This window comes from Nonomuraea dietziae, from assembly GCF_014195505.1.
GTDB classification, from domain to species: Bacteria; Actinomycetota; Actinomycetes; order Streptosporangiales; family Streptosporangiaceae; genus Nonomuraea; species Nonomuraea roseola.
Genome location: NZ_JACIBV010000001.1, coordinates 2,251,984 through 2,267,283, shown reverse-complemented (window position 1 = coordinate 2,267,283; position 15,300 = coordinate 2,251,984). Strand labels below are relative to the sequence as shown.

Genomic DNA, 15,300 nt, shown 5'->3' with positions numbered 1-15,300 from the left:
ACGTGTATCAATATTGATTTTCGTCAACATATGGAGGGTGCGGTGGAGTGGATCGACGCGGCCACGGCGGCCGAACGGCTCGGCGTGAAGCCCGCCACGCTCTACGCGTACGTGAGCAGGGGAGTGCTGCGCCGCAGGCACGGCGAGGACGGGAGGCGCAGCTTCTTCGACGCGGCGGAGGTCGAGCAGCTGGCCAGGCGGGGGCGGCCGCGCAACCCGCCCCCCGAGCTGGTCATCGAGTCGGCGATCACCGCGCTGGGAGTCGACAGGCCGTACTACAGGGGGATCGACGCGCTCGACCTCGCCAGGAGGATCCCCTTCGAGGCGGTGGCCGCGTGGCTGTGGGACGTCGAGGAGGAGGACGCGCTGCCGCCGTGGCAGGGCGACCCGCAGGGGATCCGCGCGGCGGCAGAGGCGCAGAGGGGTCTGCCGGAGGGGTTGCTGCCGCTCGACCGGTTCCAGGTGATCACCACGGTGCTCGGCGCCACCGACTCGCTGCGCTACCAGCTCGACCCCGCCTCCGTCGCGGCGACGGGCCGCCGCCTGATCGCGGGCCTGGTCGACGCCCTCCCCGCTCAGCCCACCGTGGACGCCCCGGCCACGCGGCCCGGCCGAGGCGCTCAGGAGATCTCGGCCGTGGGGAGCGCCGCGGCATCCGACGAACCTCTCCCTGGTGGAGGGTCACCGAGCGGTGGAGGGACATCGGGCGGTGGAGGGACATCGGGCGGTGGAGGGGCGCCCGGGGGGTCAGGCGGTGGGCGGCCCTCGGGTGGGTCGATCGCGGCGCGGTTGTGGGGGCGGTTGACGCCTCGCGCACCCGAACCCGCTCTCCTGTCCGCCCTCCAGGCGGCGCTGGTCCTGCTCGCCGATCACGAGCTGGCCGCCTCCACCCTGGCAGCGCGGGTCGCCGCCTCCGCCAAGGCCGATCCCTACGCCGTCGTCCTCACCGCCCTCGGCGTCCTCGGCGGCCCCCCTTCACGGGGGCGCCTCCTACGGCGCCGAACGGCTGCTGGCCGAGGTCGCCGAGCCCTCCCACGCCTCCCGCGTGATCACCGAGCGGGTACGGCGCGGCGAACGCATCCCCGGCTTCGGCCACAGCGTCTACAAGAACGGCGACTCCAGGGCCACCGTCCTGTTCGAGATCCTCACCCACGCCGCCCCCGGTCATCCCGCGCTGGACGTGGCGCAGGCCGTGAGGAAGGAGCTGCGCCGCCGCAGGCTGCCCGACCCGAACATCGACTTCGCGCTGGCCACCCTCACCTCCCTGTCCGGAATGGTCCCAGGCGCGGGAGAGGCGATCTTCGCCGTGGCCAGGACGGCTGGCTGGCTGGCCCACGCGATGGAGGAGTACGCCAAGGGGACGCTGCTGCGTCCGCGCGCCTCCTACATCGGCCCGCCCCCACGCTGACGGCCGCCACCGGATGTTCACCCGCCGGTCGCCCGGCGGCGCGTGAGCGCCCGCCAGGGTCGTGCCGCAAGATCGACTTGGGGGTCGGGGTGACAGCGGAGTTTCTGGTCGGGCAGGCCTCGCTCGAGGCGGCGGCGCGGGGCATGGAGGAGCGCCGCTGCTGAGGGCAGCGTGAAGATGTGCCTCGGCGTCGCTAGTAGCCGCGGGTGCGGCGGGCGGCGGGCCTGATCCTGCGGGCCAGGCCTCGCCCGCGGAAGGCGCGCAGGATCTCCGCTCCCATGATCACTCCGGCGCCGATGCCGACGGCGATCGACAGCGCCTCGATCAGGTGCAGCGCGCCCGCGGAGACGTTGTCCAGGCTCAGCTCCAGCATGCCGCGGTACAGCGCGCTGCCCGGCAGCAGCGGGCCGATCGCCGGGATCACGAAGACGGCCGAGGGGACCCGCACCCTGCGCGCGTACGCGGTGCCGAGCAGGCCGACCACCGCGGCGGCGATCGCCGTCGCGCCGATCAGCGGCACGCCGTGCCTGGCCAGCCACACGAACGTCAGCCAGATCAGCCCGCCGCCCAGCGCGCCGGGCAGCAGATAGCGCGGCGGCACGAGCAGCGCCACGGCGAACGTCAGGCTCAGCCCCAGCGCCCCCGCCAGCTGCGGCGGCGCGAGGGTCAGCGGCGCGGACGGCACGCTCTCCACCGTGATGGGCACGCCCAGCCGGACCGCGACGGCCAGCGTGGCGCCGATCCCCGCGATCACCGCGGCCACGATGAACACCACCTCGGTCAGCCTCGCGGTCGCCGTGACGTACTCGCCCGCGATGCCGTCCTGGACGCACGCCACCAGCGGACGGCCCGGCAGCAGCGCGACCACCGCGCCGACCACCACCGCGGACGCCTCGACGGGCACGCGCATCGCGATGAGCAGGACCGCGACCAGCGAGCCGAACATGGCGGCCACGGCGAGCTGGAAGAACTCCGCCACCCCCCTGCGCCCCAGCCACGCTCCTGCCCTGTCGCCCAGCACGGTCGCGACGAACGCCGCCGCCGCCACGGTGAGCCCGCCGCCGATCAGCACCGCCGCCGACGCCGAGATCAGCGCGAGCGCGGTCACCACCGCCCAGTCCGGATAGACCCGCACCCGCCTGGTGATCCTGCGCAGCCGCTCCTCGGTCTCGCCGAGCGGCAGCTCACGCGCGGCGACCTCGCCGACCAGGTAGTGGACCGCGATCAGCCGGTCGTAGTCGGGATGCCGCCTGCGCACCCGCCGCTCGGCCGTCGTGGCGGGCCTGCCGTCGTCGGGCACGTGCGACAGCGTGATGGCCGACAGGTTGACGTCCGCCTCGACGTGGCGCATGCCGTACGCCTCGAGGATCCTGCGCATGGCGCCGCCGACGTTCTCGGTCGCCTCGCCGCTGCCGAGCAGGAGCTCTCCGACCCGCAACGCCAGCGCCATGGCTCGATGCCCCTCGGCATCCGAAGCGGTGAATGTCATCGCACGGCGTCATACCCCCTGATCAGAGCTTTGATCAGGTAGGGGCGACTCGCCCCTGCCCACGTACGCGGCCAGGGCGCGGACCCTTCCGGCGTGCTGGTCGTGACCCACGATCACCGGAGGCTCGTTGTAGGCCATGGCGTCGGAGCTGCGCCGCAGCTTGATGTACTGTCCGCAGGCGTCGATCGCGTAGGGCTCCATGTCGTCCTGCAGCGCACCGATCACCGTGATGCCGTACGTCTCGCCGATCCTGCGGAACAGCGCCACCGCCTCCCTGCGATGCTCCTTGCCCAGGTTGCGCCCGAGCTCGTCGAGGACCAGGCACAGGTGGCCGCCGCCCGACGACGCGATCGCCGCCGCGCAGACCAGCTTGACCGCCTTCTCGTCCATGAGCGCGGTGTTGGCCCTGCGGTTGTACGGCACGAAGCCCTGTCCCTCGCCGCGCCGCCACTTCGGCGTGACCCGCCACTGCCAGCGCTGCTCGGGGTCGGCGGGCGCGGGGGGCACGGGGAACTCCAGCGTCGCGCCGTAGCCCCCGTAGGAGGTGTCGAGCTTCTCGAACTCCTCCGCCACCCGCGTCAGACGCGACTTGATCGCCGCCGTCAGCGCCGCCCTGTGCACCGCGGTCGACTGGGCGGCCTCCTCGGCGCCCTTCTCCGCGGCCGACAGGTCGCGCTGCCGCGTCACGATCTGCGACTCGATCTGGCGGCGCTGGTGCTTCTCGTACTCCTCCTGCCCGCGCAGGTAGGAGGCCAGCGACCCGCACACCGCCGCGAACGTCGCCTGCTCCCTGCTGGAGCGCCCGGTGCGCTCGCTCATCAGGAAGCGCAGCTCCTCGGGCACCTCCTCCTCGTCGTCACCGGGGAAGGTGTCGCGGAAGGCGCTGTCGAGATGGCGTTCGGCGACCCGCCACCACTCCTCGGCCGAGCGCGGCCGCTCCTCCTCTGGCAGCGCCGCGATCCACTCCCTCGCGCCCTCGACGCTGCCGCCCCAGTCTCGGCCCAGCTCCTCCAGCCGCAGCCCTTCGCGCTCGGCCTTGACCCTGGCCGCCTGGTCGCGCGCCTGGGCGCGCTCGGACTCGTGCCTGCCCCTGCGGCCCTCCATCCGTTCGATCTCGAGGTCGCGGGTGCGGGCCCTGAAGTCGAGCGAGCCCGCCTGCTGCTCGGCCGCGGCGACCGCGGGGGTCAGCTCCTCCAGCGCGCCGGTCAGCTCGGCGAGCCTGGCCCGCCGCTCGGCCAGGCGGCGCTCGATCCCGTCGAGCTGGACGCCCGCCTTGGCGCCCTCCAGCCTCCGCTGGGCGGTCGCCACCCGCTCCTCGCAGGCGCCCACGACCTGGGCGGCCTCCTCCTGGACGTCTCGTGCCCTGTTGAGACGCTGCTCGGCGGCCTTGATGCGGGCCTCCCTGCCGGTGGCGACGCCGTCGAACGCGCCGACCACGCTGACGCCCGCCGAGCTGACCAGGACCGAACCCGGCAGGCTCTTCAGGGCCTCGGCCGCCGCGGCGAGGTGGGCGGCGTCGACGATGACGGCGTGCTCGGTCGGCCATCCGCGCAGTTCGTCGAGGGCCGAGGCGCGCGTGTGGTCGCGCGCCTGCTCGGCCACGTCGAGGGAGTCGAGCAGGCCCGTCGCGCTCACCCCCGCGGCGGCGAGGGCGGTGAGCTGGGCGGCGGCGGGGCCGCCCTCGGCGTCGTCGAGCGCCGCCTGCGCCGAGGCCACCTCGCGGTCGGCCACGCCCAGCGCCTTGAGCGCCTCGTTCAGCTCCACCCGCGCCGCGGCCAGCTCACGCTCGGCGGTGGGCACGTCGCGCCCGTCGGCAAGGCGCCGCGTCTCCTCCAGCGACGGGATCAGGCCGCGCAGCTCGTCGGCGGAGTTCTCGGCGACCGCGCGGTCGGCGTCGAGCTTGGCCGCCCTCGACTGCAGGACGGCCAGCTCCTTGCGAGCCTCGACCACCATGCGGTCGAGGGTGTCGTCCTTGAGCGTGGCGATCTCGGCCTTGACCATCGCGATCGCCTCGGCCGCGCTCTCCTGCGCCGACTCCAGCGCCTCGAGCTGGGCGGCGAACGCCTCGTCGCGCTCGGCCGCGTCGGCCAGCCTGCGCGCCTGTCGGCCCCTCCAGCACCTCAGCGCCTCGGCCAGCCTGACCCTGGCCTGGTCGCGGCGGTCGAAGGTGGCCAGCAGGGCGCTCGACTCAGCCTCAAACTCCTTCAGCCGCTCGCCCGCGTGGGCGGCCCTGACGCGCCTGGCGTGCTCGTCGCGCCTGGCCTCACGCTCCTGCTCCAGCTCGGCGTCGAGGCCCGTCAGCGCGGCGATCGCCTCGAAGACCCGCTCGGGGGAGATCTCGTTGAGCGGCTGCGACAGCAGGTTGGTGGCCACCTTGCTGCGCACCGAGGTGGACAGGAACGACACGCAGCGGACGCGGTCGCCGTACAGGACCTTGGTGAGGTCGCGGGCGACCACGTCGCGGCGGCCCGCCGACTTCGGCAGCGAGGCCCACACCTCGTCGGCCCTGGCGACCCGCTCGGCCTCGGAGCTCGCGGCGGCCAGATGGACGCCCTCGCGCCAGCGGATCTCCAGGTGCGGCGCCTCCTGGTTGACGCGCAGCCACACGGTGACCGGCCCGTCGGAGGCGTCGGGCTCGGGGAAGAGCGCCTCGCCGTCGGCCGGCGGTTCGGCGCCGTGAGGCTCGCTCCCTTCGGGGGTGTCGTAGCCGTCGCGGCCCGAGGGCCCGAAGACGCCCACGATGTAGCCGTGGTCGGCGCTGGCCCACTGGCGGCCGCCGGCGCCGCTGGCCAGCTCGGCGTTGAACAGCAGCTCGGAGACCGCCTTGGCGCCCGAGGCGAAGCGCCACTGCTCGTCGCCGAGCAACGCGGTGATCGAGGCGATGAACGACGACTTGCCCGCGCCGTTGGAGTCTTTCGGCCCCGCCCCGGCCACGACGATCAGCGTGCCGGGCACGGTCGGCACCGGATGGGTGGACAACCGTGAGATGTTGACCGCCTGCACGGCGATCAGCACCCGATCGCCGACGACGTTCTCCGTCAGAGCCACTTACTCGTCCCCCGTCTTCCGCTGTGCTCGTACGGCCGCCGCGAGAGGCGTGTGCGGCCCCGCGGCGAGGATCAGCTCTTCCTGCAGGCGCCGCCGCGCCGCCTGCGTCAGGCGGTGGAACTGCGGTCCCGGCACGTAGCCGCCCGCCTCCTCGCCCGCCTTCACCTGCGCGAGCAGCCCCGCGTGACGCAGCACCCTGAGCGCCGCCTCCAGCTCGCCGATCGGCAGCTGGGTGTGGCGGCGCAGCTCGTCGACAGGGGTGGCGTGCGGCGAGAGCCAGCTGTCCTCGGGCAGCAGCCCCTCCGCGCGCGGGATCGCCACCGAGTGGATCAGCACCAGCGTCAGCACCGCCCGCTCGCTCTCGCCGAGCGCCGTGCCCGTCTTCGCGGCCACGGCGTCGTCATAGCCCGAGGTCCACCGCTCGCGCTGCTGGATCAGCGTGCGCCCGCGCCTGGCCAGCATCTCGGCCAGCACGCGGCGCGGCGCGGGATCCCTGAGCGCGGCGAAGCGCGACTCCTGGACGGGCTCGGCGGCGAACTCCAGCGCCATGAAGGCCGCCACCACCTCGGCTCTGCGCCGTTCGTCGAAGGCGTCGAGCAGGTCGTCGAACTCGGCCCGCGCGCCGTCGATCCGCCCGGCGTGTGGCTGCGCCAGGCTCTGGTCGTCGGGGCCCGCCGCCTCGACGAGGTCGGCGTCGCGCAGGACGGTCAGCTCTCCTCGCTCGGGCTCGGGCAGGCGGCGCATCAGCTCCTTCAGCTGCCCGTAGGACTCCACGGGCCAGGTGGCGCACCTGGGCCCCAGCCTGACGAACCCGTCGGCCATCACCACCCACGCCGAGTCGTGCAGGCGGCGCAGCGCCCCCACCGCCCAGTTGCGCATCACGTCGTCGGTGCGCCCGATCAGCGCCCTGTAGGTGTCGAGCACGCGCTCCACCGGCGCGGTCGCCCCCGGCCATGGGTCGGCCGACAGGTCGCTCCAGCAGCACTTCAGGCAGGCGGCCAGCACGCGTCTGGTCTCGCCGGACCGTTCCACCGGCGGCGGGCTGACCTGGTACTCCTCGAGCAGGGACGGCGTCACCCCGTCAGGCCACACGGGGACGGCCAGCCCCGCCAGCCGTACCATGCCCGCAGGGGTCGCGGCCCCCTCGGCGAGTGGCAGCGGGCCCGCGGCCCTGGCCGCGGCGTGGGCGTGGGCGGCGGTCATGAGGTGCGCTCCAGGAAACCGTGCGACAGCCAGGCGGGCTCGTGCGAGGGGTCGACGGAGAGTTCGTCGGACCAGGTCAGCCGGTAGGGCAGCTCGGGACGCAGGTCGACGCTCGTCAGGTCGGCCAGCAGGCGGCGGGCGGCGGGCCAGTCGGAGGCGAGCAGGTCGGACAGCGCCACCCTGTCGGCCCCGCCCAGCGCGGACTCGGCCAGCTCGGCCAGCCGCTCGACGGCCGCGCCCGGCGAGCGGTCGAGGGAGTCGGCGGGGCCTGGATCGGGCAGGTCGGAGCGCGGCGGGGTGGGCTGGGCGGGCGCGGGGCCCTCGGGCTCTCGTCGACGGCGCGCACGATCGCGGCCGGGTCGTGCCACGGCGCGGGAGCGTCGAAGACGAACCCGTCGAGGACGGCGGCCAGCCGCTCCTTCGAGGCCGTCTGCGCGAAGGTGCGCCAGGTCTCGGAGGGCAGGAGCGTCAGGTTGCGCGTCGTGCCCGCGGAGTCGGCCAGCCGCCCCGCGGCGCGGCGCGAGGCGTCGCTGTAGGCGTAGATGGCCGCGCGCAGGTCGGTGCAGACCCTGTCGAGCTCGGGCCAGCGGGTCAGGATCGTGCCGTGAAGGTTCTGCGCGCGACGGGCGATCTCCTCGGTACCCCACAGCTTGGGCGCCTGCTCGCGCAGCTCCTCGATGGTGCCGGTGGTGAGCGTGATCAGCTCGAGCGCCCACAGCCTGAACGCCCTGGCCAGGTTGACCGCGCTCTGCCTGGCCTGCTCCATCGTGGTGCGCGGATCGGCGACGTTGAGGTCTTCGAGCGCGAGCAGCCTGTGCATCTCCGACTGCCCGCCGTCGTCCATCATCCGCCTGATGAACATCAGCCCGACCACGCTGGTGAAGGAGGCGCGGTAGCGCAGCTGGTTCGGCTTGGGGAACACCTCGCGCACGGCCCCGAGCCCCTTGAGCACGCGCAGCCTGTTGTCGAACTGGTCGGAGGGGTAGGCGCGGCAGGCGAAACGCATCTGCTCGTGCGTCAGCCACTCCTCACCCGCCTCCGCGAACGCGGCGAAGAGGGTCTCGGCGATGTCGACCATGGCGGGATCGTCGACGACCGCGCCGCTGTCGCGGGCCAGGGCCGCGAACATCCTGCGGTAGGTCGACAGCACCGCCTCCTCCGAGAGGGCGGCGTCGAGGGTCAGAGGCTGTTCGGACACGCGCTCTAAGGTAGGGCCTGGCCCCGACAGTCTTGGACCTACATCGCGGGAGTCCTGCCACCGGCTACGCGAGCACGCTAAGGTGAGCCCCGTTAAAAGGGGGACATAAGCGCATACGGGTGGAGTTGCTGTGCGTGGGGATAAGATCACCGCGCTGGTCGCGGGCGGGGTGGTCGCGGTCCTGGCGGTCGCGGCAGCCGTGTTCGGCGTGGGCGTCTCGAGCGCCAATCCGAAGCTGGCCGACGTGGGCGCATGGCTGTGGACCAAGGCCAGAGGCAAGGTCGTCCACGTCAACGGGTTGTCGGGCGAGGTCGACGGCTACCTGAACGACAAGCGGGGCCGGCCGATGAAGGTCGTCCAGGACGGCTCCAACGTGCTGCTCGTCGACGACAGCACCGGCTTCGTCAGCAGGATCGAGCCGAGCCAGCTGACCGTCTCCCAGACCAGGAACTTCGGCGCCGCCGGCCTCCAGCTGGTCGTCAGCGGTTCCACCGCCTACGCCGTCGACCCCGAGGGTTCGGTCCAGCGGATCGACCCCGTCACGCTCAACTCCGTCGGCGCGCCGCTCGACCTGCCGGGCCCGCTCGGCTCGGCGCGCATCGACGGCGGCGGCAGGCTGTGGGTGCCGGTGACCGCGACGGGCGAGGCCGTGCCCATCAGGGCGGGGGTGAAGGAGCGGGCGGTCAAGGCCGGCGAGGCGGGCGAGGAGCTCTCCGTCACCATCGCGGGCGGCCTGCCGGTGATCACCAACACCCGCGCCGCCTCCACCGTCGTCATCGGCGCGGACGGCGGAGCGGGCGAGATCACGCTCCCCAAGGAGGTCGCCCAGGCCGCGGAGGGCGGCGTACTGACGCCGGCCTCGACGGAGGGCTCGCTGGTCCCGATCCTGACGCCGGGACGGCACGGCCTGCTCGTGGTGATCGACACCATGTCCAACGCCGTCCTCACCACCAAGCTCGCCGTGACGGACGCGGGCGTGCCGCAGGTGCTCGGCACCAAGGTCTACGTCCCCGACCAGCGCACCGGCGCGATGATCGTCTGGGACACCGCGGCGGGCGGCGACCCCGTGCGCATGCAGGTGGCCGAGCGGCCGGGCCCGATCGAGGTGTTCGTCAAGGACGGCCTGCTGTGGGCCAACGACGAGAACGGTGACAAGGCCGTCGTGATCGACCCCGAGGGCCGCAGGCACGCCGTCGACAAGGACGACACCGACGTGCCGGGCCCCACCCGCACGCCCAAGCCGCGTCCCACCCCGAAGACGGTGCCCAGCAGCACCGCGCCCGACCTCGACCCCGACCCCACGGAGAACGCGGAGGAGCCCACGAGGACGGTGGAGGCGGAGCCCACCAGGTCCCCGCAGAACAAGCCCACGCCCTCGGAGACCCCCACCCCCACGCCGACCCCGTCGCGAACCCCGACGCCGACCCCGTCTCCCACGGCTCCCGGCGCGCCAGGTTCGGTGTCGGCGAAGTCGGGTCCAGGCAAGGTCGACGTGATGTTCAGCCCTTCGACGGGCGGCAAGGTCGAGAAGTACACGCTCAAGGCGTCGGGCGCCGGCAAGGTCACCCCCGAGTCGGTGGGTCCCGAGGGGCCCTTCCAGTTCGAGTACACCTCCGACCAGTGCGCCGACGTCTCCTTCACCGTCGTCGCGCACTGGGAGGGCGGCGAGGTGGAGTCGCAGTCGAGCGCGTCGGGCATGCCGTGCGTCGCGCCGGGGGCGCCGACCAACTTCCAGGCCAAGGCCAAGAACAAGGGCGCCGACCTGTCGTGGGGCGCGCCGGAGAACGCCGCGGGACAGGGCGTCACCTACGCGCTGTCCGGCGCGGCCACCAACGACGCCATCCAGGGCACCTCGTTCAGCGCCGAGGGTCTGAAGAACGCGGCCAAGCACGAGTTCACGCTGAAGGCGAAGAACGCGGCAGGGGAGAGCCAGACGACCGCCACCACCAGCGTCGACCTCGCCTATCCCAAGAAGGCCTACCAGAACGCCAACAACAACAAGACGGATTCACTGATCCAGTGCGGTCCCCAGGGTGGGTGCAAGGTCGGCGAGATCCCACAGGGCCAGTACATCTCGATCACGGTGATCTGCCAGACCAGGGGCAAGTCCGTGACCGAGGACGAGACGGGGGAGACCACCGACGTCTGGAACCGGATCGAGTGGAACGGCGGCACCGCCTACATCAGCGACACGCTGATGGCCATCCCTGGAAGCGGGCTGGCCGCCGACGGTCTCTACGAATGCGAGAACTGAGTTGAGCTACCCGGACACCGCGGCCATGGCAGGGCAGTTCGCGCAGCGCTTCCAGCTGATGGCGGGCAACATCGAGCGCGCCATCCGAGGCAAGCGCGAAGCCGTCGAGCTGGCCCTGGTCTGCCTGTTCTCCGAGGGGCACCTGCTCATGGAGGACGTGCCGGGCACCGGCAAGACCACGCTCGCCCGCTCCGTCGCCGCCAGCGTCGACGCCGAATGGCGGCGCATCCAGTTCACCCCCGACCTGCTGCCCAGCGACATCACCGGCGTGTCGATCTTCAACCAGGCGCACCAGAAGTTCGAGTTCCACCAGGGACCGGTCTTCGCCAACATCGTCCTGGCCGACGAGATCAACCGCGCCTCGCCCAAGACGCAGTCGGCGCTCCTGGAGGTCATGGAGGAGCGCCGCGTCACCGTCGACGCCGAGCCGCACCCCGTGCCCAGGCCGTTCATGGTGGTCGCCACCCAGAACCCCGTCGACATGGACGGCACCTATCCGCTGCCGGAGGCGCAGCTCGACCGCTTCCTCATGAAGATCTCCGTCGGCTACCCCGACCACTACTCGGAGGTCGAGATCCTCAAGGCCGGGCCCCAGGTCGACAGGCTGCCGCAGGTGGCCCGCGCCTCCGACGTCGCCGCGATGATCGACTTCGCCGGTCAGATCCACGTCGCCGACCCCGTCTACGACTACATCGTCGCGCTGGTCGCCTCCACCAGGACCAACCCCAACCTGCGCCTGGGCGCCAGCCCGCGCGCCAGCCTCGCGCTGCTGCGCGCCAGCAGGGTCAGGGCAGCCTCCACCGGCCGCCACTACGTGGTGCCCGAGGACGTCAAGGCCCTGGCGGTCCCGGTGATCGCGCACCGGCTCATCCTCACCCCCGAGGCCGAGCTGCGCCAGCGCACCGCCGCCGACGTGCTGGGCGAGGTCATGGCCGGAATGCCGGTACCCCAGGCGGCCTGACATGCTGACCCCGCTGGGCTGGGGCACCCTCGCAGGGTCGCTCGTCCTCTACGCCGTGGCGTACGTCCTCGGCTATCCCGAGCCCGCCGTCCTGGCCAGCGGCGGGCTGCTGGCGCTGGCCTGCGCGCTGGCGTGGACCGCGCCCAGGCCCAAGCTGGAGGTGCGGCGGGAGGTGACGCCGCTGAAGGTGCCGCGCGGCGACGCCGCGGTGGCCGTCCTTCAGGTGCGCAACCTGGGCGGCTGGGCGCTGTCGGGGCTGCGGGCGCGCGACAGGTTCGGCGCGGGCGAGCAGACCGTGGACCTGCCGCGCCTGCCCAGGCGCGCGCTCAGGACCGTCTCCTACCCGCTGCCCACGGACGAGCGCGGCGAGATCCCCGTCGGCCCGCTGCTGCTGATCCGCGCCGACCCGCTCGGCCTCACCCGCAGGGTCCGCGAGTACGGCGAGGCCGTCACCCTCCTGGTGCGGCCCCGCACGGTCGCGCTGCCCGTCCCCCCTTCCGGACGCGCCCACCATCTGGAGGGCCCGACCAGCGACAACGCGCCCAGCGGTACGGTCACCTTCCACACCCTGCGCGAGTACGTCGTCGGCGACGACCTGCGCCACGTCCACTGGCGCTCCAGCGCCCGCACGGGCACCCTCATGGTCCGCCAGCTCATCGACGCCAGCCTGCCCACCACCACCGTCGTCCTCGACACCCGCGACCTGACCGAGCTGTCCGTGGACGCCGCCGCCTCCGTCGCGCTGGCCGCCGCTCGCGCGGGCTTCCCCGTGCGGCTCATCACCGGCGAGGGCGTGCTGGCCGAGACCAAGTCCGACGCCGAGCTGGTTCTCGACCGCCTCGCCCTGGTGCGGGCGGGCGACGCGCGCGAGGCGGTACGGCTGGCGCGGGGCGGCGGCTCCCTCGTCCTGGTCACCGCCGACCCTGCCGAGGCCGCGAGGGCCGCGGCCGTCAGGAAGAGGTTCGACAGGGTGATCTGCGTGTTCACCGGCTCGGCCGAGGTCAGCGTGCCGGGGGTCGTCACGCTCCGCCTGGGCGACCTCGACGCCCTGTCGTACGTCTGGACCACCCGATGACCGCCCCACCGCCCCCGCCGCCTCAGGGCCCCCCGCCCGCGTCTCCCTCGGGTCCTCCGCCCGTGTCTTTCTCGGGTCCTCCGCCTGCGTCTTTCTCGGGTCCTTCGCCCGTGTCTCCCCCGGGTCACTCGCCCGCGTCTTTCTCGGGTCCTTCACTCGCATCGCCCTCGGGTCCCTCACTCGCGTCTGCCTCGGGGGCGGCCTGGGGGTCTGGGGGTGCGCCTGCCGCAGCGCCGCCCTCAGGGCCTTCCGTCGTGCCCGCCGCGGCGCCGCCCCCCACGTCCCCTGGGTCCTCCTCCAGGCGCGCTCGGGGAACCGCCTCGAGGCGGCGCGGCCGGCGGGACGGCGCGCGCGTCGCCGAGGTCGCGCTGTGGCGGCGGATCGCCGGGCCTGCCGTCGTGGCGGCGCTCGCCGCGACCGCCGGATGGGGCTTCCACCGCGTCTTCCCCGCCGCCGAACTGCTGACCGTCGTGGTCCCCGCCGCCCTCGTCCCCGCCGTCGTCGCCGCGCTGACCAGGAACAGGCCGCTGTGGCTCGCGCTAGTCCTGGACGTCGTCCTCTGGCTCGCGGCGGCCGTCCCGCTCTACGGCGCCTTCACCCTCGCCTTCGCGAGTGATCTCACCAACTCCTGGCAGGCTCTGCTCACCACCCTGCTGCCCGCGCCCGCCGAGCCCCGGCTGCTGATCCTGACGCACACGCTGGTCTGGCTCGCCGCCGTCACCGGCGCCGAGACCCTCACCCGTACCCGGCTGAGGATCGCGCCCGCGCTGCCCGCCCTCCTCGTGTACGGCGTCGCGCTCGTGCTCGGCGTCGACGGCGAGGGCTCCAACCTGGCCACGTCCGCGGCGCTCCTCGTCATGGTCGGCCTTCTGCTGGTGCTGCGCGAGGACAGGCCCGCCCTGTGGCTGCTGCCCGTGCTGCCCGCGATCGGCGTCGTGACGCTGGCCGCCGCGCTGCTCGGGCCGGTGCTGCCGATGGCGCGGGAGCCGTACGACCCGAGAAGGGACGCCGAGCTGCCGCCGCCGGTCAGAGTCGACAGCGTCAGCCCGCTCGACAGGGTCTCGGCCTGGCTGCAGATCCCCGACAGGCCGCTGTTCACCGTGAAAGCCGACAAACCGCTCAACTGGCGGCTGGCCGTCCTCGACCGTTACGACGGCGTGCGCTGGACCTCCAGCGGCCGCTTCCAGCCGACCGGCGGCAGGGTGCCGTCGGACGCCTGGACCGGCGCCACCACGACCGTGCGGCAGACGGTCACCTTCCAGGGGCTGCCCGGCACCTGGCTGCCCGCCGCCGACCGTCCCGTGGAGGTGAAGGGCGCGCGGGGGCTGGCCGCCGATCCCGAGAGCGGGGCGCTGCTGACCTCGGCGGCGACGGGGAAGGGCTTCACCTATCAGGTGACCTCCGAGGTGGCCGCCCCCACGAAGGACGAGCTGCTGCACGCCGTGCCGGTGGCCGACCCCGGCCTGACGGCGTTCCCCGCAGGCCCGCAGGAGAAGCTGTTCAGGAAGCTGGCCCAGGACGCCACGCGCGGAGCCGACGTGCCGATCAGGCAGGCCTACCGGCTGCAGAACTTCCTGCGCACCACCGCCAAGTACGACATCACCGCGCCCCCCGGGCACTCGCTCAAGGCGCTGGAGTTCTTCCTCGACACCACCTACCGGGGCACCTCCGAGCAGTTCGCCTCGTCCTTCGCGCTCATGGCCCGCACGCTCGGACTGCCCGCCAGGGTCGTCGTGGGCTTCCGGCCAGGGCAGGCGAAGGACGGCGTCTACCACGTGCGCTCGGGCGACGTCATGGCGTGGGCGGAGATCAAGTTCGACAAGCTGGGATGGCGGCCGTTCTACCCCACACCGGGCAAGAGCGGCGCGAAGGACGACCACGACGTCGTCTCCTCGGCGATCGAGGAGAGCGAGAAGCTGGAGGGGGAGTTCGGCCAGAGCGGCGCCTCCAAGGCCAAGGAGCCCGCACCCAAGGGCAAGCCCGTGCCGGTGGCCGAGAGCACGTCGCACTGGTGGGTGATCGCCCCCGTTGTCGTGGCCGCCTACCTCCTGCTCGCGCTGGTGCTGCCGTGGTGGCGCCGCCGCTCGCGGCGCGGGGCCACTCCTGACGCGCGACGGGTCATGGGCGCCTGGCACCAGGCCTGCCAGGACCTCGGCGTGGTCGGTAAGCACTCACTCACCGCCTCCGAGATTGTGGCAAGGCACCCAGCCGTCGAAGAGCTGCAGCCGCTCGCCGCCCTCGCCAACCACGTCCGCTACGCCCCGGACACCCTCCCGCCGCACGCCGCCTCCGAGGCCTGGCGCTACAGCGACGCCATCCGCGCCCACACCCGCCGAACCACCCCCCTCCGCACCCGCCTGACCCACCGCCTCAACCCGAAGACCCTCATCCGCCCCTGAACCCCGCACCCCCTCGACACCGCACCCCCTCGACACCGCACCCCCTCGATCCCTGGCCCCCTCGATCCCGGGCCCCCTCGACACCGCACCCCCTCGATCCCTGGCCCCCTCGATCCCGGGCCCCCGCACTCGCCTGGCCACCGCCTCAACACAAGAACCCCGCACCCGGTGGATCCCGCACCCGGTGGGTCCCGCACCCGGTGGGCCCCGCACCCCGTGAACCCGGGCCCCTCGATCCGCGTCCCGTCCGGTTGTTCCAGTCCCT

The 15,300-nt window shown here is 73.3% G+C and carries 10 protein-coding genes and 1 pseudogene; 6 read left to right on the top strand and 5 right to left on the bottom strand.

The features are described 5' to 3' along the window. Positions 1-30: 30 nt before the first annotated feature. Both FHR33_RS50065 and FHR33_RS50060 read left to right on the top strand, forming a co-directional pair. Positions 31-915: pseudogene (locus FHR33_RS50065) on the top strand (helix-turn-helix transcriptional regulator); the annotation flags it as partial. Next, a complete protein-coding gene (locus tag FHR33_RS50060) occupies positions 869-1,408 on the top strand; it encodes a citrate/2-methylcitrate synthase (protein ID WP_312896002.1) in 540 nt (179 codons plus the stop codon). The pseudogene FHR33_RS50065 and the gene FHR33_RS50060, both read left to right, overlap by 47 nt. A 193-nt stretch (positions 1,409-1,601) precedes the next feature. Here FHR33_RS50060 and FHR33_RS10930 read toward each other — a convergent pair whose 3' ends face one another. From FHR33_RS10930 to FHR33_RS10915, 5 genes are read right to left on the bottom strand one after another with little or no spacing between them, the layout of a single operon-like run. Further along, positions 1,602-2,897, bottom strand: a complete 1,296-nt coding sequence (locus FHR33_RS10930) for a threonine/serine exporter family protein (RefSeq protein ID WP_183645838.1) — start codon at positions 2,895-2,897, stop codon at positions 1,602-1,604. Positions 2,898-2,906: 9 nt separating this feature from the next. Beyond that, on the bottom strand, positions 2,907-5,945 hold the full coding sequence (locus FHR33_RS10925; RefSeq protein ID WP_183645837.1) for a coiled-coil domain-containing protein: 3,039 nt from the start codon (positions 5,943-5,945) through the stop codon (positions 2,907-2,909). Continuing rightward, on the bottom strand, positions 5,946-7,148 hold the full coding sequence (locus FHR33_RS50055) for a hypothetical protein (protein ID WP_246451749.1): 1,203 nt from the start codon (positions 7,146-7,148) through the stop codon (positions 5,946-5,948). Continuing rightward, positions 7,145-7,327: a hypothetical protein gene (locus FHR33_RS50050; protein ID WP_246451747.1), complete on the bottom strand. Its 183-nt coding sequence runs from the start codon at positions 7,325-7,327 to the stop codon at positions 7,145-7,147. The genes FHR33_RS50055 and FHR33_RS50050 overlap by 4 nt, the downstream gene beginning before the upstream one ends. Further along, positions 7,264-8,346 carry a hypothetical protein gene (locus FHR33_RS10915; RefSeq protein WP_246451745.1) on the bottom strand — a complete coding sequence of 361 codons (1,083 nt, stop codon included), beginning with the start codon at positions 8,344-8,346 and terminating at the stop codon, positions 7,264-7,266. Before FHR33_RS10915 ends, FHR33_RS50050 begins: the two co-directional genes overlap by 64 nt. A gap of 130 nt (positions 8,347-8,476) precedes the next feature. Between FHR33_RS10915 and FHR33_RS10910 the strand changes: the two genes are divergently transcribed. From FHR33_RS10910 to FHR33_RS10895, 4 genes are all read left to right on the top strand, one after another. Next, a complete protein-coding gene (locus FHR33_RS10910; protein ID WP_183645836.1) occupies positions 8,477-10,600 on the top strand; it encodes a fibronectin type III domain-containing protein in 2,124 nt (707 codons plus the stop codon). A 1-nt stretch (position 10,601) separates the two neighbouring features. Then, the gene (locus FHR33_RS10905) at positions 10,602-11,561 is read left to right on the top strand and encodes an AAA family ATPase (protein ID WP_246451743.1); all 960 of its coding nucleotides are present in this window, start codon (positions 10,602-10,604) and stop codon (positions 11,559-11,561) included. A gap of 1 nt (position 11,562) precedes the next feature. Beyond that, a complete protein-coding gene (locus FHR33_RS10900; RefSeq protein WP_183645835.1) occupies positions 11,563-12,636 on the top strand; it encodes a DUF58 domain-containing protein in 1,074 nt (357 codons plus the stop codon). Between the two features lie 254 nt (positions 12,637-12,890). Beyond that, positions 12,891-15,035, top strand: coding sequence for a transglutaminase TgpA family protein (locus FHR33_RS10895; RefSeq protein ID WP_183645834.1), 2,145 nt, complete (start codon positions 12,891-12,893; stop codon positions 15,033-15,035). The last annotated feature ends 265 nt before the right edge of the window (positions 15,036-15,300 follow it).